Source organism: Roseococcus sp. YIM B11640 (assembly GCF_049727625.1).
GTDB lineage: Bacteria > Pseudomonadota > Alphaproteobacteria > Acetobacterales > Acetobacteraceae > Roseococcus.
On sequence record NZ_JBBJOZ010000002.1, the window covers coordinates 1,215,856 to 1,232,567 of the forward strand.

Genomic DNA, 16,712 nt, shown 5'->3' on the forward strand with positions numbered 1-16,712 from the left:
TTGCTGGAACAGATCGACCACACGGCGCGCGATATCATCGCCTCGGCAAGCTGGGCGCCGTCCTGGCTGGTGAGCGTGGCGGTGCTGGCCACCATGCTGGTCCTGGCGTTGATGGCTCATCGCGCGCTTTTCCGGATCATTACCCGGCTCGTGGAACAGCGAGATCTGTTCTGGCGATCGCTCGTGCAGCGCATCGAGGGGCCGACGCGGCTTGCCTTCGTAGTGGTGGGGCTCAGCGTCGGCGCAAGCCTGGCGCCCTTCACCTTCGATGAGGCGGCACTGATGCGCCACATCCTGGCCATCTGCTTCGTCTGTCTCGTCGGCTGGGTGGCGATGACGACGCTGCACATCTGGACCACCGTCTATCTGCGGCGCTTCAAGCTGGATTCCGAGGACAATCTCCTCGCCCGCAAGCACGTCACCCAGTCGCGCATCCTGCAGCGCGTGGCGGGGATCATGATCGTGATCATCACCGCCTCCGTCGTGCTGATGACCTTCGATGGCGTGCGCCAGTATGGCGTCTCGCTGCTCGCCTCGGCCGGTGCCGCCGGCATCGTCTTCGGCTTGGCGCTGCAGCCCGTGCTGCGCAACCTCATCTCCGGCGTGCAGCTCGCCGTGACACAGCCCATCCGGCTTGACGACGCCGTGATCGTGGAAGGCGAATGGGGCAATGTGGAGGAGATCACCGCGACCTATGTCGTCGTCCGGCTCTGGGACTGGCGGCGCATGGTTCTGCCTCTGACCTATTTCATCGAGAAGCCCTTCCAGAACTGGACGCGTGAGAATGCCTCGTTGATCGGCACGGTCATGCTCTATGTGGACTACACGGCACCGGTCGTGGACATGCGAGCCAAGCTCGAGGAAATCGCCCGCGCCTCTCGGCTCTGGGACCGGCAGGTGGTCAACATGCAGGTGACCGACTTCAAGCCGGACGTGATGGAGGTCCGCATGCTGATCTCGGCCAGCACCGCTCCGCGCACTTTCGATCTCCGTTGCGAAGTGCGGGAGAAGATGATCGCCTGGCTCCAGACCGAGCATCCGCAGGCGCTGCCACGCCAGCGCGCCCAGATCGACCGCATGCCACAGAACAGCTCCTGGGCGGATACCCCCTGAGGAGTTAGGTTCACCGGATGCGGCTTCAGCCTCATCTCGCCCGGCGCCTCCTGCGCCGGATCCTCGCACCGCCTGTCATCGCCCTGGCGGTGGTCTGGGCTCTGCTGGATGTCACGCTTTGGCGGTGGCTTTCGGCCGTAGGCAAGGTTCTGGCACGCATCCCGATCTTCGCGGCGCTGGAGAGGCTCGTCGCGCGGCTGAGCCCAGGCTGGGTAGTGGCCGTCTTCATGATTCCGTTCGTGCCGCTGGTGCCGCTCCTTAAGTTGGTGGAACTGTGGTTGCTGGCCAATCGTCACTACGTCTCGGCCGTGGCCTTCATTCTGCTGAGCAAGGTGATCGGCGTCGCCTTCTCGACGCGCGTCTTCGCCATCGCCAAGCCCAAGATGATGCAGGTGCGCTGGTTCGCGCGCATCTATGGGGCGGTGATCTGGCTCTTGGAGCTCGGACACAGCACCCTGCAGCGCATTCCCGCGTGGAACGCCACACGGAACTGGGCCTCCCGCGCCAAGCTGCGCCTTACTGCCACGGGAAAAAGCGCGATGCACAGGCTATGGGGATCCGCGGCCCGATGGATCCGCAAGCGCCGGATCAAGGGTTAGCGGCGGCGGCCGGCACTTCGACCCGATTGCGCCCGCAAATCCTTGTGGACTTTAATGTGGGCGCCGCGCTGGCCGCGGCGACGAAGGAGCTGCTGCATGAGCCTCGTGACCGGACGTCGCCCCCTCCTGCTCGCCAGTGGCGGCCTCGCGCTTCCCGCCATCGTCAGCGCGCAGACCACACCCCCGAAGCCGGACCGCATCGTCGTCAACGCTTCTGGCGGCGCGATGAACTCGATCTTCCGCCGCAGCTATTTCGCCGCCTTCGAGCGCGAGTTCGGCATTCGCGTCGTCGACACTTCGCCGGTTGATTTCGGAAAGCTGCGCGCGATGGTGGAGTCCGGGAATCCTGAATGGACCTGTACTGAGATCGGCGCACAGGACGCGGTCCGCGCCAAGGAACTCAACCTGCTCGAACCGATCGACAACACCGTGGTGGATCGATCCAACTACCCCGAAGTGGCGAAGGATTCTCACGTCCTTCTCGCCTCGGCTTATTCCACGGCGCTGGGCTACCGCACCGATGTGTTTCCCAACAACAGCCAACCTAAAGGCTGGGCCGAGTTCTGGGATGTGCGGCGGTTTCCGGGGCCGCGGTCCCTCCGCAATCACCCGACCGACAATCTGGAATTTGCCTTGCTGGCCGACGGCGTGCCGATGGACCAGCTCTACCCCATCGACATGGACCGCGCATTTCGCAGCCTGGACCGCATCCGTCCCCACATCACCGTCTGGTGGAGCACCGGCGCGCAGCCCGCGCAGCTTCTGGTGGACCGGGAGGTCATCCTCGCCTCGGGCTGGAACGGCCGGTTCTACGAGCTCACGCGCCGGGGCGCCCCGGTCGCGACCGAGTTCACCCAGGGCAGCCTCAAGAGCGGTGCCTTCGGCATCCCGCGCGGAACGCGGCAGTCCTATTGGGGGCAGCGCTTCTTCTCGGTCATGACCCGCCCCGAGTTGCAGGCCGTCTATACGACCGAGATGGGCTATCCCGGTCTCAACCGGGATACGATGAACCACGTACCGCGTGAGTTGCACCCCCTGATGTGCACGGCGCCCGGCAATATCGAAAAGCAATTCTGGCTCAGCGTCGAGTGGTGGACGGCCAATGCCGCCGCGGCGCAGGAGCGATGGAACCGCTGGATGTTGCGCCGCTAGCCGCTACTTGCGCCCGATCCGGTCAAGCCCCCCATCCTCCGGGACCGGGTCATCCGGGAAGCGCATCTTCTCGAGCAGATAGGCAGTCGTGCTTTCGATCTCGCCCTTCAAGTCGAGCGATGCCACCTCGTGGCGTCCGGCGCGCAGGGACGCCAGGATTTCCGCATGGCGGTTCTCGGCGGGAACGCGGCCGATGATGATCCAGCGCGCTTCCCAGAAATGCGGGCCACGCCGCATCCATAGCGCCTCGATGACGCCGAGCAGCATCGGAGCCGCCGCGGCCCTGTAGAGTCCGAACAGGAAATCGCGGTCGGCCCGCAGCACCTCCTCCGCGTTGTTCTCCTCGCGCGCCTTTCGGTTGGAGCGGATGATCGCCTCGAGCTCATCGAGGAGCGCGGGCGTCAGATGCGGCGCAGCCAGACGTACGGCCAGCGGCTCCAGTTCGGCACGAATAGCTCCGAGTTCCTGAAACGCAGCACGCGTCAGGCGTGGCACGATCGCCGTGCCAGACGGCAGCACATCCACCGCCTGCTCGGTTGCCAATCGGCGCAGCGCGGTCCGAGCCGGCATGGGGCTTGTTCCCAAGGCCGCCGCGATGCGGCGAATGGACAGCTTTTGGCCGGGCGCAAAAGCGCCCTCCATCAGTCCCAGGCGGAGTCGCCGATACGTGGCCTCCTCAAGCGAAGGCTGACCGGGTTCAAGAGCGTCTTGCATGGCCTCATTTTTCGTGATCACAATATGGCACAATTTGGGATGGCAAACGAGAATTTCCTGTGGCCACCGCGTTTAAGCGGTTCGGACAAGCAGAAATTCCCGTCCAATGCCAGCACGGGAGCCCATTGCGATGACGACGAGCCGCCGAAACATCCTCATCGCCGCAAGCGGCCTGGCAACCGGTTCGCTCGCACGCCCTGCCCTCGCCCAACGGGCCGTGCCGCCGAAACCTGACCGCATCGTGGTCAACGCTTCGGGCGGCTCCATGACCAACAACCTCCGCCGCTTCTATTTCAATGAGTTTGAGAGAGAGCACGGTATCCGCATCATCGATTCCTCCCCCGTGGATTTCGGCAAGCTGCGCGCCATGGTGAACAGCGGAAACCCGGAATGGACGGTGACGGAAATCGGCGGACAGGACGGCGATCGTGCGAAGGAGCTCAATCTGCTTGAGCCGATCGACACCAGCATTGTCGATCTCTCTCGTTATCCCGCGATCGGCCGGCAGTCGCACATATTCGTCGGTGCGACATCCTCCACGGCGCTCGGCTACCGGACGGACGTGTTCCCCGATGGGACGCAGCCCAAGGGTTGGGCCGATTTCTGGAATGTGCGCCGCTTCCCCGGCCCCCGCTCACTGCGGAACCACCCGGTGGACAACCTGGAGTTCGCGCTGCTCGCGGACGGCGTGCCGATGGACCAGCTCTATCCGCTCGACATGGACCGCGCGTTCCGCAAGCTGGAGGAGATCCGTTCCCATATCGCGGTATGGTGGAGCACGGGCGCGCAGCCAGCGCAGATGCTCGTGGACCGCGAAGTGGTGCTGACCAGCGGCTGGAACGGCCGCTTCTTCGAGCTCACGCGCCGCGGCGCGCCGGTTGCCACGGAGTTCGCGCAAGGGTCGCTGCGCAGCAGCGCCTGGGGTATCCCGCGCGGAACGCGCAACGCCTATTGGGGCCAGCAGCTCCTCCAGACCTTCACCAATCCGAGGCTGCAGGCGGCCTACGCGACCGAGCTTTCCTATGCCGGCCTGCATCCCGACACCATCAATTACGTGCCGGAGGACATCCGCCCGCTTCTGCCCGCCGCGCCCGAGAACCTGGCGAGGCAGTTCTGGATGAACGTGGCCTGGTGGACCGAGAATGGCGCGCGTGCCCAGGAACGCTGGAACCGCTGGATGCTGCGGCGGTGATGGCGTGAAGCTCTCGGTCCAAGGCATCGTCAAACGCTTCGGTTCGGTCACCGCCCTGAACGGCGTGGATCTCACGGTCGAGGAAGGCGAGTTCCTGACCATCCTGGGCCCTTCCGGCTCAGGCAAGACGACCCTGCTGAAATCCGTCGCGGGCTTCGAGGTGCCGGACGAGGGAATCGTCCTCCTAGGCGATCGCGACGTGACGCTGGCCCCCGCACGCAGCCGCAATGTCGGCATGGTCTTCCAGAACTATGCGCTCTTTCCGCACATGACGGTGGCGGGAAACTTGGCCTTTCCGCTCGAGATGCGCGGCGTCGGCAAGGCCGAGATCGCCCGGCGCGTAAAGGAAGTCCTCGCCCTGGTGGAGCTCGAGACCTTCAGCGAGCGCCTGCCCCGCCAGCTCTCAGGCGGGCAGCAGCAGCGCGTGGCCCTGGCGCGCGCCATCATCTTCAACCCTTCCCTGCTGCTGCTCGACGAGCCCTTCGGCGCGCTGGACCGCAAGCTGCGCGAGACCCTGCAGCTCGAGGTGCGGCGGCTGCAGCGCCGGCTCAAGCTCACCACCCTGTTCATCACGCATGACCAGGAGGAAGCGCTCATCATGTCCGACCGCATCGCGGTCATGGACCAGGGGCGCATCCAGCAGCTCGGCACGCCGGGCGAGATTTACGACTATCCGGTGACGCGCTTCGTGGCGAACTTCATCGGGGAGTCGAACCTGCTTGATGGCACCGCGTCGGGTGGCATGGTCTCGCTGCCGGGCTTCGGGAATTTCCCGCTCATCGCCCCGCCCGGCCCTGTGACGCTGCTCCTCAGGCCCGAGGCACTTCGCATTGGCGCGGATGCCGAGCAGACACCCTGTCGCGCGGAAGCGACGGTCCTGGAAACTGTCTTCCTCGGCCTTTCAGTAAAATTCCGGCTGAAAACCACGGACGTGCCCGAGATGTTGGCTCGCATGCCTCTCCGTCCCTCCGACCCGCCGCCCCCGGCCGAGGGCTCGCGCATCGGCATAGGCTTCCGGCCGGAGGACATCCATGTCGTCCCGCGCGGCTGACCGCGTCCAGCCGGCCCGCCGGCGAGAGGCCGCGCTGGCGCTGATGGGCCTGCCCGCGCTGCTGCTGCTCGGCGCCATCTTCGCCTGGCCGGTGCTGCGCCTGCTCTCCATGGCAGTGAGCGACGGATCGCTGGAGCATCTCCACCGCGCGGTGCTCGATGAGCTCTACGTCGAGGTATTGTTCGAGAGCCTGAAGATCGCGGGCTTGGTAACCGCGATCTGCCTTGTGCTCGCCTATCCGCTCGCGCTCTGGCTCACCCGGGCGGGGCGCTTCGGGTTTGCGCTCGGGATGTTCGCATTGCTGTTGCCCTTCTGGACCAGCGTGTTGGTGCGAACCTATGCCTGGATGGTGCTGCTCGGGCGCAGCGGGGTTATCAACCGCCTGCTGCGGGACTGGGGCCTGATCGAATACCCGCTTCCGCTCCTGCATAATCTCGGCGGCGTGCTGATCGGCATGGTGCATGTGCTGCTGGCCTACATGGTCTTCCCGATCTACGCCTCGCTTCTGCGCATAGATCCTGACCTGCCCCGTGCCGCCGAGGGGCTTGGCGCCTCCCGCACCGCCATCTTCCGCCGCGTGACGCTTCCGCTCTCCCTGCCCGGCGTCGCCGCGGGATGCGCGCTGGTCTTCGTGCTGTCGCTGGGCTTCTTCATCACCCCGGCGCTCCTGGGCGGCGGCCGCGTCATCATGATCTCGATGCTGATCGAACAGCAGGTGCGCGAGCTGCTGGACTGGCCCTTCGCAGCGGCGCTATCGCTGGTGCTGCTCGTCGTGACGCTCGCGATCTATGCCGCCATCAATCGGCTGACAAAGGGGTCGCGCCTTGCCTCGCCGTAACACAGGGCCGCGCCTCGGGCACTGGCTGCTAACGGGATTCGTCCTGCTCATCTTCGCCTTCCTCATGCTGCCGCTGCTGGTAGTCTTCCCGATCTCGCTTTCGTCGGCGTCCTACCTCCAATTTCCGCCACCGGGCTTCTCCTGGCAGTGGTACGAGCGCTACTTCGGTGATCCGGACTGGATCGACGCCACGATCCGCAGCTTCCAGATCGCCGGCGTCTGCACGGCGCTTTCGATGGCGCTGGGCGTGCCGCTCTCCTTCCTGCTGGTCCGCTCGCGCCGACGGGGGATCTGGATCCTGGACCGGCTGGCGGCCGCGCCGATCATCGTGCCGACCATCATCCTGTCGATCGCGATCTACAGCATCTTCGCGCAGCTCCGGCTGATCGGCGCGTGGTACGGCATCGCCATCGCGCATACCGTTCTGGCGCTGCCTTTCGTCGTGATCCTGGTCAGCGCGGGCCTGCGTGGGTTCGATGAATCGCAGGAGCAGGCGGCCATCGGCCTCGGCGCCTCATGGCCCATGGCAATCTGGCGCGTGACGCTGCCGCAGCTACGGCCCAGCCTGATCTCGGCCGGATTCCTCGCCTTCATTTCTTCCTTCGACGAGCTCGTGGTGGCGATGTTTCTCGCCGGCGCGGAAAAGACCCTGCCGAAGAAGATGTTCGACAACATCATGATGGAAATCGACCCCACCATCGCCGCCGTATCGGTCACGCAGATCCTGCTTGTCGCAGTCTGCCTCGGCCTCACCACCCTTTTCGGCAAGGGCGCGCTGGCCACCACCATGTCGCGCTGAGGATAGACGCATGGACACCAAGCTCTTCCATCCCGAGTTCAAGGCGCGGCCCTATTGGTGGGAGGCCCTGCCGGACGAGGAATGGCCCCAGGCCGAACTGCCGGCGCGTGCCGATGTGGTGATCATCGGCGGCGGCCTCACGGGGCTGAACTGTGCCATCGAGCTGGGCCGCGGCGGCGCGAGGCCAGTGGTGCTGGATGGCGAGAAGCTCGGCTATGGCGCCTCGACCCGCAATGGCGGCGGCGTCTCCGGCGGCAATACCATCGGCAAGGGGCTTTCTGGCGCCAAGGGCCGCTCCGGCGGCAGCGCCGACGAGCTGGTGAAGGCCATGATCGGCGATGCCGTCGAAGGGCTGAACCACGTCGAGGCCATCGTCGCTCGCGAGAAGATCGACTGCTTCTACGAGCGCACCGGCCGCTTCATCGGCGCCTTCACCCCCAAGCACTACCAGGGAATGGAAGGGAAGATGGCGCAGCTCAACGAGCTCGCCATGGCCGATGCCCATATGGTTCCGCGCGAGCGGCAGCGAGAGGAGATGGCCTCCGACTACTATTACGGCGGCATGGTCATCAACCGGACCGGCAAGATCCATCCAGCCCTCTACCACTGGGGCCTCATGCAGGCGGCCGAGCGTCACGGCGCCACCCTAGTTGGCCACACCCGCGCGGGGAAGCTGACGAAGATCGCGGATGGCTGGCGCGTCGACACAACCCGCGGCCCCATCGAGGCGCGCGAGGTGGTCATCGCGACCAATGGCTATACCGGAGACCTGACACCGGACCTCAAGCGCCGGATGATGCCGATCGCGTCCCACATCATCGCGACGGAGGAACTGGATCCGGAGCTCGCCGCGAGCCTCATCCCGAAGAAGCGGACGCTGGCCGACAGCAAGCGGGTGCTCTGCTATTACCGGATGTCGCCGGACGGGAAGCGCGTCCTCTTCGGCGGCCGCGCCAAGTTCACCCAGGTCTCGCCCGAGGTCTCGGCGCCGCTGCTGCATGGAATGATGCTGCAGCGCTGGCCGCAGCTGAAAGGCGTGCGCGTCACCCATGCCTGGACGGGCAATGTGGCCTTCGCATTCGACTACCTTCCGCATATGGGCCGGACCGATAAGGGCCTTCACTACGCGCTCGGCTGCAATGGCTCGGGCGTCGGGATCCTGTCGTATCTGGGGGCGGAGGTCGGCAAGAAGATCCTCGGCCAGGCCAACCGCGTGCCCTCCTTCGACGGGCAGGACTTCCCGACCAAGCCGCTCTACTTCGGCAACCCCTGGTTCCTTCCGGTCGTGGGCACCTGGTACAAGTTCCGCGACTGGCTGGATCGCGCCTCGGCCTAAAGACTAGCCTGCGGCTCCTCGCGGCGGCACAATCCACCGCGATGGAGGATCAGGTCACCGAACCGGAAGCGCCCGCGCGCCGAGGCCGCCCGCGCTCGGCGACGGCCAGCCGCGCCATTCTCGAAAGCGCTTACCGGCTGATGGCGACATCCGGCGCCGGTGCCGCCAGCATCGAGGCCATCGCTCGCGACTGCGGCGCGTCCAAGATGACCATCTACAAGTGGTGGCCGACGCGTGAGGCATTGCTCATCGATGCCTTCCTGCACCATGCGGAAACGATGCTGCCGCTGAAAGGACGCGGCAGCGCCATCCAGCGCATCCGCGCCCATGCGGAGCGCTATGCCACGGCGCTTGCAGGTGAGTTTGGACGCGTGCAACTCGCCGTCATCGCCGAATGCATCACCGCCAGCGGTTCGGCCGAGGAGTTCAATGCGCGGTATCTCGGCCGCCGCCGCACCGCTATCGTCGCCATCATCACGGCTGGGCAGGTGGAAGGCAGCATCGCCGCCACCGCCGATGCCGAGACGCTCTACGATGCGATCTATGGCGCGCTCTTCTACCGCTCGGCCTTCGCGATCGAGCCTCTCACGCCGGCTTATGCGCGCGAGTTGACAGAGCTCGCACTCTCGCCCCGCTGACGGGAACGGAACCAGGACCAGGTTTCGCGCGTCACCTGTGGATAGCCCTTCCCGTGGAAGGTGATCTCTTGCTCCACCGCGCGGTGCAACGCGGGCAGCGCGTGGAAGGGCACCGACGGATAGGCATGGTGCTCGACATGGTAGGGCATGTTCCAGGCGAACCAGCGCAGGAAGGCGTTGGTACGGGTCGTGCGGGTATTCTCGAAGGCGCTGCGCGTCTCCTCGCAGCCGACGTGCTCGGCGTAGAGATAGGGGCGCAGCATGAACTGCCCCATCAACCAGGGAAGAACCCAGGCCCAGAGAAGGACAGCGCTGCCCGCTGCAATCGATCCGAGCAGGGCCAGTGCGTAGATTCCGAGATAGATACGCGCCTCGCGCACGACGAGCTTCTTCTTCCCCGCCGGAACCCAGGGGAAGAAAACATCCCCCATCGCATGCCGGGCCATCAGCCGAAGGCGGGCTGCCACCTGAATCAGCCCCGTATAGGCAATCGCGATCCGCGTTTCGGAGTTGGTCGGGACGGCCACGAGCAATTCCGGATCGCGGTCGGGATCCTGAGTGTGGCGATGATGCTCCCAATGGAAAAGGATGTAGTACTCGAAGGGCTGGGCGATCAGCACCGCCGCGAGCTGGCCGCAGGCGGTGTTCAGCCACCGCGTGCGGAACGCCGTCTTGTGCGCGCATTCGTGCATTGCGACGAAGAGGAAGGCGACGAAGAAGCCCTGAGCCACCATCAGGGGAAGCGCCCAAAGCAGCCCATGGCGCGAGGACACGAGCCAGATCAGCCAGCCGAGAAGCAGGATCATGCCGAAATGACTCCCCGCCCGGACCAGGCCCGGCAGGTCGGACTTGGCCGAAAGCGCGCGCAGGACCGCGTGATCCAGGGGGCGCCGGTTGGCGGTAAAGCTTTCCATGGTCACCTCGCGAGCAGGGCCGAGACCTCGGCCTCCAGGAACGCGCGATCCTTTGGGATCGCGAAGGGGTTGCCGGCGCGGTGGCCGTAATCCGACGGGATCGGCCGCAGCACGGCCGATTTCGCGTTCACGAGCCGAGGCAACTCCGCCTCGTTGTCGCGCGGGTCGAAGTACCGATCCGTCGCACCTGGCATGAGCAGGACATGCGCCCGCACTGCCGCCAGTGCGCGGTCCAGATCGCCGCCGAACTCGGCGCAGGCGCTGATGTCGCCTGCCTGCCATATCGCGATCTGCGCCAGCAGATTGTTCGCGTCGCGATGCGCGAAGGCGACGTCCCAGGAACGCGCCAGATAGTCCTCCAGCGAGGTGAAGCCGCCCGCCCGCCAGAGCTCGTCGCGATAGAAGCCATGCGACATGGCCCAGCCGGCATAGATACGCCCCATGGCGCGCAACCCGGCCTCGGGCTTGCAAACGAAGCGCCCATTCTGGAAGGCGGGGTCCGCCATCAGCGCTGTCTTCACGCCTTCGAGGAACACGCGGTTGTACGGCGAGCAGTGCGCGCTCCCGCAGACGACCGCCGCGCGCTCCACCATGTCCGCATGGCAGGCGGCCCAGTGATAGGCCTGCATGCCCCCCATCGACCAGCCATAGACCAGCGCCAGCCGCTTCACCCGCAGCTGTTCAGTCAGCAAGCGGCGCTGGACCGCCACCGCGTCATGATAGGTGACGGCCGGAAACGTGCCCGGCGTGTTCGAGGGGGATGAGGAAAGCCCGTTCCCCAGCAGATCCGCGATGACGATGAAGTACCGATCCGGATCCAGCGCGCCACCCGGCCGCACAAGCCATTCGATGTCCGTGTGCTGTGCGGCGAAGGAGGTCGGGTAGAGGATCGCGTTATCCCCCGCCGCATTGAGCTCGCCGAAGCACTTGTAGCTGAGCCGCATGCCGGGGAAGACCGCGCCCGATTGCAGCGCGACATCGCCGGCCTCGAAGACCTCGGGATCAGCCATGGCAGCTCCTGCGGATATTTAGTGGACGGATAGTCCATTAAATATCCGCAGGCCGCAAGTGAAAATCAGGGAAGGCGGAACAGCAGCCAGACCGTCGCCAGGACGGGCAGGACCAGGCCCATCGGGCCGACCCAGGTCAGGGCCGCCGCCCCGGCCGCACAGCCGCCCGCGAAACCCAGCAGCACGAGGCCGACACGCCTCAGACGGCCGAGCCCCTCGGGCGCCAGCCGCCCCACCATCCAATCCGCCGTGTCGATCATGGCCCCGGTGGTGTTGCCGGTCATGATGGTGGTCGGCGTGGCGGACGGAAAGGCAATCCGCATCATGCCGTTCTGGACCGCCATGGCCGCCACTGCGAGGCTCGCCACCAGGATCAGCTCAGGACTGTCGGCCTGCTCGAAGGGGCCGAAGTAGCAGGTCCCGAGCCAGAAAGCCGCCAGAAGCACCAGCTTCGCCGTGAGCAGCTTTCGCGCAGGCCTTTCCCAGCGCCGCGCCATGTGGCGGGTGAGCACGACCGAGATCATGAAGACCGGAAACGTCGCGAGCTTGGCGATCAGCCCGCCCGTTCCCAGGGCCAGCGCCGCCCCGATCAGCACGAAGTTCCCGGTGACATGCGCGGCAAAAACCCCATGCAGCGCGACAAAGGTGGCCGTGTCCACGAAGCCTGCGATGCCGGCGAGCAGCGCGGTATTCGTCAGGCTGAGGCCTGGTGCGGTCGTGCTCATGACGTTAGCTCCTCAGACGGCCCAGCAGGAACAGCCGAGACCGCCCCAGAAGCGCGCCAGATCGGAGACCGGCAGGGAAGCGGCCCAGGCCGAAGCGTGGTCATGCCCATGGACGCCGCAACCGGCGGTGCAGCCGCAAGCCACCCGGCTGGCCTCCGTCACGGCCTCGGCCGTGAAAGCCGCGCCACGGCGCTGGTAGCCTCCGAACCTGCGTACCGGCGACCATTCCGGCAGAACGGGCGGCACGGGTGGAGCAAGCGGGCCGAAATCGCCCGCGCCGAAGACTACCCTTCCCCCGAGCAAGGTCAGCACGGACTCGATGTCCTGGATCCCGTCTTCCGGCACGGCAAAATAATCCTCCGACAGCACGGCCAGGTCGGCGAACTGACCTTCCTGGATCTGTCCCTTCTTGCCTTCCTCCGTAGAGAACCAGGTATTGGCTTGGGTCCAAAGGCGCAGGGCCTCCTCGCGGTCCAGCCGGTTCTGCGGGGGATAGATGCGCAGACCGCCGACCGTCACGCCGGTCACCAGCCAGGAGAGCGAAACCCAAGGGTTGTAGGAGGCGACGCGCGTCGCATCCGTCCCCGCGCCCACCTTCACGCCGACCGAAAGCATACGGCGAATGGGTGGCGTGCGTTCGGCAGCGCGCGCGCCATACCGTTCCACGAAATATTCGCCCTGGTAGGTCATGCGGTGCTGCACGGCGATGCCTCCGCCGAGTGCCGCGATCCGGTCGATGTTGCGGTCGCTGATCGTCTCGGCATGGTCGAAGAACCAGTTGAGACCGGCAAGCGGCATGTCGCGCGCGATCTTCTCGTAGACGTCCAGCGCTCGGCCTATGGTCTCGTCATAGGTCGCGTGCAGGCGCCAGGGCCAGCGGTTCTCGGCGAGCTTGCGGACGACCGCCTCGAGCTGCGGCTCCATCTCCGGCGGCATCTCGGGGCGCGGCTGGCGGAAATCCTCGAAATCCGCGGCGGTGTAGACGAGCATCTCGCCCGCGCCATTGTGGCGGTAGGTATCGTCGCCCTGGCCGGGCCGGACCATCGCGCCCCAGTCCGTGAAGTCCTGGAGCTCCGCGCCTGGCTTCTGCGTGAAGAGGTTGTAGGCGACGCGAAGCGTCATCTTGCCGTCCGCATGCAGCTTGTCGATGACCTGGTAGTCCTCGGGATAGTTCTGCGCGCCACCGCCCGCGTCGATGACGCTGGTGACGCCGAGCCGATTCAACTCGCGCATGAAGTGGCGCGTGGAATTGAGCTGGTATTCCGGCGGCAGCTTCGGGCCACGCGAGAGCGTCGAGTAGAGGATCGCGGCACTGGGCCGCGCCAGCAGAAGCCCCGTCGGCTCGCCCGACGGATCGCGCAGGATTTCCCCGCCCGGCGGGTTGGGCGTGTCCTTCGTGTATCCCACCGCGCGGAGTGCGGCCTTGTTGAGCAGCGCGCGGTCATAGAGATGCAGGATGAAGACCGGCGTATCCGGCGCGACCGCGTTGAGCTCGTCGAGGGTCGGCAATCGCTTCTCGGCGAACTGGTGCTCGGTGAAGCCGCCGACCACGCGCACCCATTGCGGCGGCGGCGTGATCTCCACCTGCCGGCGCAACATCGCCATCGCGTCGGAGAGGGAGCGGACGCCGTCCCAGCGCAGCTCCATATTGTAGTTAAGGCCGCCGCGGACGATGTGCGTGTGGCTGTCGATCAACCCCGGAATCGCGCGCCGTCCCTTGAGGTCGATGACCTGGGTATCGGGCCCCGCCGTCGGCAGGATCGCCCGTGCCTCCCCCACCGCGGAGAAGCGGCCGCCTGTGATGGCGACCACTTCCGGCTGGGGGTTGGCCCGGTCCAGCGTCGTGAAGCGGCCGTTGGTGAGGATGAGGTCGGGCGCGCTCGGCTCACTCATGGCCTCAGTGGCCTTCGCCGCCGCCGAACATGGTCTTGGCATAGATGATGCCCAGGCCGTAGGCGCCGGCGAAGTTCCTGGCGATCCCGGTGGTGAGCTCATAGGTCTCGCCGCGCGCCCAGTCGCGCTGCAGCTCCAGCATGTACTGCACCGCTGTCATCGGCCGCGCGCCAGCCTGCACCATACGATCCATCGCCCGCTCATGCGCCTCGGTGGAGACATCGCCGCAGGCATCCGCGATGACATAGACCTCGAAACCCTGGTCGAGCGCGGAGAGAGCCGGCCCGACGATGCAGACCGAGGTCCAGAGCCCGCAAAGAACGACGCGCGGCTTGGCGATCCGGTTCACCTCAGCGATGACGGCTGTATCCTCCCAGGTGTTCATGCTGGTGCGATCCAGCATCGCCTGGCCGGGAAAAGCCGCGGTGATCTCGTCGAACATCGGCCCCGAGAAGGTCTTCTCGGCCACGGTCGTCAGGATGGTGGGAACGCCGAAGCCCTTGGCGGCATGCGCCACAAGGGCTGCGTTGTTGCGCAGCAGGACGGCGTCGATGGACTTGGTCGCGAAAGCCATCTGCGACTGGAAGTCGATCATGATCAGCATATGGTCGGCCGGCGTCAGAAGCAGCTTCCCGGGGACAGGCACGGCTTTCGGCGTCATCTCGTTCCTCGATTCATGGCATGATGGGTCCTGGCCGGCAGTTGGGCCCGCACCACGGTCCGGCGCAACTCGTTATCGCCGTGTAACTAGGGAGCCCCAGGGATGGACGTCGGCATCGACACGGACCGGGACGGTTCGCGCGACAAATGCTCGATGGGGCAGGTGCTGAAATTTCTGGCCCGGGAGTGGCTCGCGCACGTCATCCGCGCTCTCGGCGATTCGGGGGAACTGCATTTCGGCGCACTGCGCCGTGCGCTTCCCCCGGGCGTTTCCGCGCGCATGCTGACGGCAAGGCTGAAGGAGCTTCAGTCACTCGGCCTCGTCGCGCGCCGCCAAGAGAACGACGCGCTCCGAAAGGTCCGCTACAGCCTCACGGGGGATGGCATCCGGCTCGACCACGCGCTACGCCGCCTCCAGGAAGTCCTGGAGGCGACCCCGCTGCCAGGCCTTCTTCGCCAGGAGCGCAGCGCCGAGCTGGCGCGCTAAGAGGTCAGGCTCCGACGATCACCGCGCCGCCGAAAGTGCTTTCCACGAAGGCGCGTACCTCGGGGTGCTTGTAGCCATCGGCGATCCGCCGCGCCCAGGCCGCCTCGCGATTGGCGCGGCGGACGACGACGAGGCAGGTGTAGACGCTCTGCTCCGTCTCGCGCGCCAGGGCGTCGCGCAGCGGGTTGAGCCCCGCGGGCACGGCGAAGTTGCCCGTGATGGCGGCGGCATCCACATCCTCCAGCGCGCGCACGATGGAAGCAGCCTCCAGCTCCACGATGCGGACGCGCTTCGGATTCGCCTCGATATCCGCGATGGTCGCGCGATGATCGGCGCCATCGCGGAGCTTGAACACGCCACTCTGCGCCAGGAGAAGCAAGGCGCGGCCCCCATTGGTCGGATCGTTGGGGATGGCGACGCGCGCGCCGTTGGGCAGCGCGTCCAGGCTGCGGTGCTTGCGCGAGAAAACACCCATCAGGGTCAACACCGTCTTGCCGACCGGGACGAAGTCGAAACCGCGCTGGGCGATCTGGGCCTCAAGGAAGGGCAGATGCTGATAGGCGTTGGCGTCGAGGTCCCCCCCGGCCAGCGCCGCATTAGGCTGGATGAAATCGCCGAACTCGATCGAGCGGGCGATGAAGCCATCGCGCGCGAGGATATCACGCACCTTCTCGAAGGTCTGGGCATGGACGCCCTGCGTCACGCCGACGCGGACGGGGCGTGCGGCGGTGCCCAGCTCCGCCTGCTGGGCGAGGCTCACGCTTGACAGCAGGGCAGGAAGGGCGAGAAGGGAACGGCGATACATCAAGGTGAACTCCGAAATCTGACGCCGCGCCCTTAGGGGCGCGGCGCCTCACGATCAATGGGTCGCGTCGCTTTGCTTCCGGCGAAGATGGGCTCGGGCGACGCGCTCGATTTCCTCGGCACTACGGAAGCTGAGGCGATCTAGCTCGCCGAGCCGGGTGTCGATGGCAATGAGGAACCAGCCGGTCTCCTGGGTTTCGGCGGCAACGGCAATCAAAGAACCCTGCTCAGTCACAGGAACGGAAAGTCGCATCATGGTCTCCTGCGCCGGAGCGGCGCGTCCGGTGTCGAACTCCTGAAGGCGGAAAAAGTCGCAACGTCAGCCGCAACAGGGAGGACACCCGCGGGCGCGGGAGAAGTGGACTTGGCACATAAGTTTTCTCTCCGTCGATGTGAACGGTTGCCCGGCATCTCGGACGGCTCCGCCCGAGTTCAAGGCTTGAGACATGGAATTCACAAACGCCGAAAAGTTTCACATTTCGTTGAAAAAAGTGGGGCCGGAACTCCATGGTCCGGCCCCAAAGTCTTGGGAGGAAACGCACAGCAAGGCATCGCCATGAGACGGCCGGGATGGCCGCTCCGCCGGCGACAGGCGGAGAGGGTTCAGAAGACGAGCAGAGCCGCGATCAGCGTCTCCTCGATCTCCGGGTCGGAGGGCGGATAGGCGACCTGCAGTGCCATTCCGGCCGCCGCGACAGAGGCGAAGACCAGAAAAATGGACGCGAAGCCGGCGATCTGGGCGATTTCGGTGAGCGGCATGGCGAATTCCGGACGGGTGGGCGGATCG

19 protein-coding genes are annotated in these 16,712 nt (G+C 66.0%); 10 read left to right on the plus strand and 9 right to left on the minus strand.

Annotated features, from left to right (window positions below; translation table 11 throughout):
* The 3 genes from WJM96_RS13350 to WJM96_RS13360 all read left to right on the plus strand — a co-directional run bounded on the left by WJM96_RS13350 (position 1) and on the right by WJM96_RS13360 (position 2,864).
* Positions 1-1,113: a mechanosensitive ion channel family protein gene (locus WJM96_RS13350; protein ID WP_424812982.1), complete on the plus strand. Its 1,113-nt coding sequence runs from the start codon at positions 1-3 to the stop codon at positions 1,111-1,113.
* A gap of 17 nt (positions 1,114-1,130) precedes the next feature.
* Positions 1,131-1,712, plus strand: coding sequence for a hypothetical protein (locus tag WJM96_RS13355; RefSeq protein ID WP_424812983.1), 582 nt, complete (start codon positions 1,131-1,133; stop codon positions 1,710-1,712).
* Between the two features lie 96 nt (positions 1,713-1,808).
* Positions 1,809-2,864: an ABC transporter substrate-binding protein gene (locus tag WJM96_RS13360; RefSeq protein ID WP_424812984.1), complete on the plus strand. Its 1,056-nt coding sequence runs from the start codon at positions 1,809-1,811 to the stop codon at positions 2,862-2,864.
* 3 nt (positions 2,865-2,867) lie between these two features.
* On the opposite strand, the gene WJM96_RS13365 is transcribed toward WJM96_RS13360, so the two are convergent.
* Positions 2,868-3,578 carry a GntR family transcriptional regulator gene (locus WJM96_RS13365; protein ID WP_424812985.1) on the minus strand — a complete coding sequence of 237 codons (711 nt, stop codon included), beginning with the start codon at positions 3,576-3,578 and terminating at the stop codon, positions 2,868-2,870.
* A gap of 130 nt (positions 3,579-3,708) precedes the next feature.
* On the opposite strand from WJM96_RS13365, the gene WJM96_RS13370 reads away from it, so the two are divergent.
* Genes WJM96_RS13370 through WJM96_RS13395 form a run of 6 tightly spaced genes read left to right on the plus strand, consistent with a single transcriptional unit; the run spans position 3,709 to position 9,432 of the window.
* Positions 3,709-4,770, plus strand: a complete 1,062-nt coding sequence (locus WJM96_RS13370) for an extracellular solute-binding protein (protein ID WP_424812986.1) — start codon at positions 3,709-3,711, stop codon at positions 4,768-4,770.
* A 4-nt stretch (positions 4,771-4,774) separates the two neighbouring features.
* Positions 4,775-5,821, plus strand: coding sequence for an ABC transporter ATP-binding protein (locus WJM96_RS13375; RefSeq protein WP_424812987.1), 1,047 nt, complete (start codon positions 4,775-4,777; stop codon positions 5,819-5,821).
* A complete protein-coding gene (locus tag WJM96_RS13380; RefSeq protein WP_424812988.1) occupies positions 5,802-6,659 on the plus strand; it encodes an ABC transporter permease in 858 nt (285 codons plus the stop codon). Before WJM96_RS13375 ends, WJM96_RS13380 begins: the two co-directional genes overlap by 20 nt.
* Positions 6,646-7,458 carry an ABC transporter permease gene (locus tag WJM96_RS13385; protein WP_424812989.1) on the plus strand — a complete coding sequence of 271 codons (813 nt, stop codon included), beginning with the start codon at positions 6,646-6,648 and terminating at the stop codon, positions 7,456-7,458. The genes WJM96_RS13380 and WJM96_RS13385 overlap by 14 nt, the downstream gene beginning before the upstream one ends.
* A gap of 10 nt (positions 7,459-7,468) precedes the next feature.
* A complete protein-coding gene (locus tag WJM96_RS13390) occupies positions 7,469-8,794 on the plus strand; it encodes an NAD(P)/FAD-dependent oxidoreductase (protein WP_424812990.1) in 1,326 nt (441 codons plus the stop codon).
* Positions 8,795-8,835: 41 nt separating this feature from the next.
* Positions 8,836-9,432, plus strand: a complete 597-nt coding sequence (locus WJM96_RS13395; RefSeq protein WP_424812991.1) for a TetR/AcrR family transcriptional regulator — start codon at positions 8,836-8,838, stop codon at positions 9,430-9,432.
* Here WJM96_RS13395 and WJM96_RS13400 read toward each other — a convergent pair.
* The 5 genes from WJM96_RS13400 to WJM96_RS13420 all read right to left on the minus strand — a co-directional run bounded on the left by WJM96_RS13400 (position 9,390) and on the right by WJM96_RS13420 (position 14,635).
* Positions 9,390-10,346, minus strand: a complete 957-nt coding sequence (locus tag WJM96_RS13400; protein ID WP_424812992.1) for a fatty acid desaturase — start codon at positions 10,344-10,346, stop codon at positions 9,390-9,392. The two genes, WJM96_RS13395 and WJM96_RS13400, sit on opposite strands and share 43 nt — an antisense overlap.
* Before the next feature lie 2 nt (positions 10,347-10,348).
* Positions 10,349-11,356 (minus strand): alpha/beta fold hydrolase, encoded by a 1,008-nt coding sequence (locus WJM96_RS13405; protein WP_424812993.1) that lies wholly within the window; start codon positions 11,354-11,356, stop codon positions 10,349-10,351.
* 65 nt (positions 11,357-11,421) lie between these two features.
* Positions 11,422-12,081 (minus strand): YoaK family protein, encoded by a 660-nt coding sequence (locus WJM96_RS13410; protein WP_424812994.1) that lies wholly within the window; start codon positions 12,079-12,081, stop codon positions 11,422-11,424.
* A gap of 12 nt (positions 12,082-12,093) precedes the next feature.
* Positions 12,094-13,974, minus strand: coding sequence for an amidohydrolase (locus tag WJM96_RS13415; RefSeq protein ID WP_424812995.1), 1,881 nt, complete (start codon positions 13,972-13,974; stop codon positions 12,094-12,096).
* A 4-nt stretch (positions 13,975-13,978) separates the two neighbouring features.
* Positions 13,979-14,635, minus strand: coding sequence for a hydrolase (locus tag WJM96_RS13420; RefSeq protein ID WP_424812996.1), 657 nt, complete (start codon positions 14,633-14,635; stop codon positions 13,979-13,981).
* A gap of 102 nt (positions 14,636-14,737) precedes the next feature.
* On the opposite strand from WJM96_RS13420, the gene WJM96_RS13425 reads away from it, so the two are divergent.
* The gene (locus WJM96_RS13425) at positions 14,738-15,121 is read left to right on the plus strand and encodes a winged helix-turn-helix transcriptional regulator (RefSeq protein WP_424812997.1); all 384 of its coding nucleotides are present in this window, start codon (positions 14,738-14,740) and stop codon (positions 15,119-15,121) included.
* A 4-nt stretch (positions 15,122-15,125) separates the two neighbouring features.
* Here the strand turns inward: WJM96_RS13425 and WJM96_RS13430 are convergent, their stop codons facing one another.
* The 3 genes from WJM96_RS13430 to WJM96_RS13440 form a co-directional block, all read right to left on the minus strand.
* A complete protein-coding gene (locus WJM96_RS13430; RefSeq protein WP_424812998.1) occupies positions 15,126-15,926 on the minus strand; it encodes a MetQ/NlpA family ABC transporter substrate-binding protein in 801 nt (266 codons plus the stop codon).
* Between the two features lie 54 nt (positions 15,927-15,980).
* Positions 15,981-16,181 carry a hypothetical protein gene (locus WJM96_RS13435; RefSeq protein WP_424812999.1) on the minus strand — a complete coding sequence of 67 codons (201 nt, stop codon included), beginning with the start codon at positions 16,179-16,181 and terminating at the stop codon, positions 15,981-15,983.
* A gap of 347 nt (positions 16,182-16,528) precedes the next feature.
* Complete coding sequence (locus tag WJM96_RS13440; RefSeq protein WP_424813000.1) at positions 16,529-16,684, minus strand: hypothetical protein; 156 nt, start codon at positions 16,682-16,684, stop codon at positions 16,529-16,531.
* Positions 16,685-16,712: the final 28 nt, after the last annotated feature.

What these genes read in the sequence shown, in the direction of transcription:
- WJM96_RS13365 (WP_424812985.1), bottom strand. Translation starts at nt 3,578, where the DNA reads ATGCAAGACGCTCTTGAACCCGGTCAGCCTTCGCTTGAGGAGGCCACG.
- WJM96_RS13405 (WP_424812993.1), bottom strand. Translation starts at nt 11,356, where the DNA reads ATGGCTGATCCCGAGGTCTTCGAGGCCGGCGATGTCGCGCTGCAATCG.
- WJM96_RS13430 (WP_424812998.1), bottom strand. Translation starts at nt 15,926, where the DNA reads ATGTATCGCCGTTCCCTTCTCGCCCTTCCTGCCCTGCTGTCAAGCGTG.
- WJM96_RS13360 (WP_424812984.1), top strand. Translation starts at nt 1,809, where the DNA reads ATGAGCCTCGTGACCGGACGTCGCCCCCTCCTGCTCGCCAGTGGCGGC.
- WJM96_RS13395 (WP_424812991.1), top strand. Translation starts at nt 8,836, where the DNA reads ATGGAGGATCAGGTCACCGAACCGGAAGCGCCCGCGCGCCGAGGCCGC.
- WJM96_RS13370 (WP_424812986.1), top strand. Translation starts at nt 3,709, where the DNA reads ATGACGACGAGCCGCCGAAACATCCTCATCGCCGCAAGCGGCCTGGCA.
- WJM96_RS13420 (WP_424812996.1), bottom strand. Translation starts at nt 14,635, where the DNA reads ATGACGCCGAAAGCCGTGCCTGTCCCCGGGAAGCTGCTTCTGACGCCG.
- WJM96_RS13440 (WP_424813000.1), bottom strand. Translation starts at nt 16,684, where the DNA reads ATGCCGCTCACCGAAATCGCCCAGATCGCCGGCTTCGCGTCCATTTTT.
- WJM96_RS13380 (WP_424812988.1), top strand. Translation starts at nt 5,802, where the DNA reads ATGTCGTCCCGCGCGGCTGACCGCGTCCAGCCGGCCCGCCGGCGAGAG.
- WJM96_RS13435 (WP_424812999.1), bottom strand. Translation starts at nt 16,181, where the DNA reads ATGATGCGACTTTCCGTTCCTGTGACTGAGCAGGGTTCTTTGATTGCC.
- WJM96_RS13390 (WP_424812990.1), top strand. Translation starts at nt 7,469, where the DNA reads ATGGACACCAAGCTCTTCCATCCCGAGTTCAAGGCGCGGCCCTATTGG.
- WJM96_RS13415 (WP_424812995.1), bottom strand. Translation starts at nt 13,974, where the DNA reads ATGAGTGAGCCGAGCGCGCCCGACCTCATCCTCACCAACGGCCGCTTC.
- WJM96_RS13425 (WP_424812997.1), top strand. Translation starts at nt 14,738, where the DNA reads ATGGACGTCGGCATCGACACGGACCGGGACGGTTCGCGCGACAAATGC.
- WJM96_RS13400 (WP_424812992.1), bottom strand. Translation starts at nt 10,346, where the DNA reads ATGGAAAGCTTTACCGCCAACCGGCGCCCCCTGGATCACGCGGTCCTG.
- WJM96_RS13410 (WP_424812994.1), bottom strand. Translation starts at nt 12,081, where the DNA reads ATGAGCACGACCGCACCAGGCCTCAGCCTGACGAATACCGCGCTGCTC.
- WJM96_RS13355 (WP_424812983.1), top strand. Translation starts at nt 1,131, where the DNA reads ATGCGGCTTCAGCCTCATCTCGCCCGGCGCCTCCTGCGCCGGATCCTC.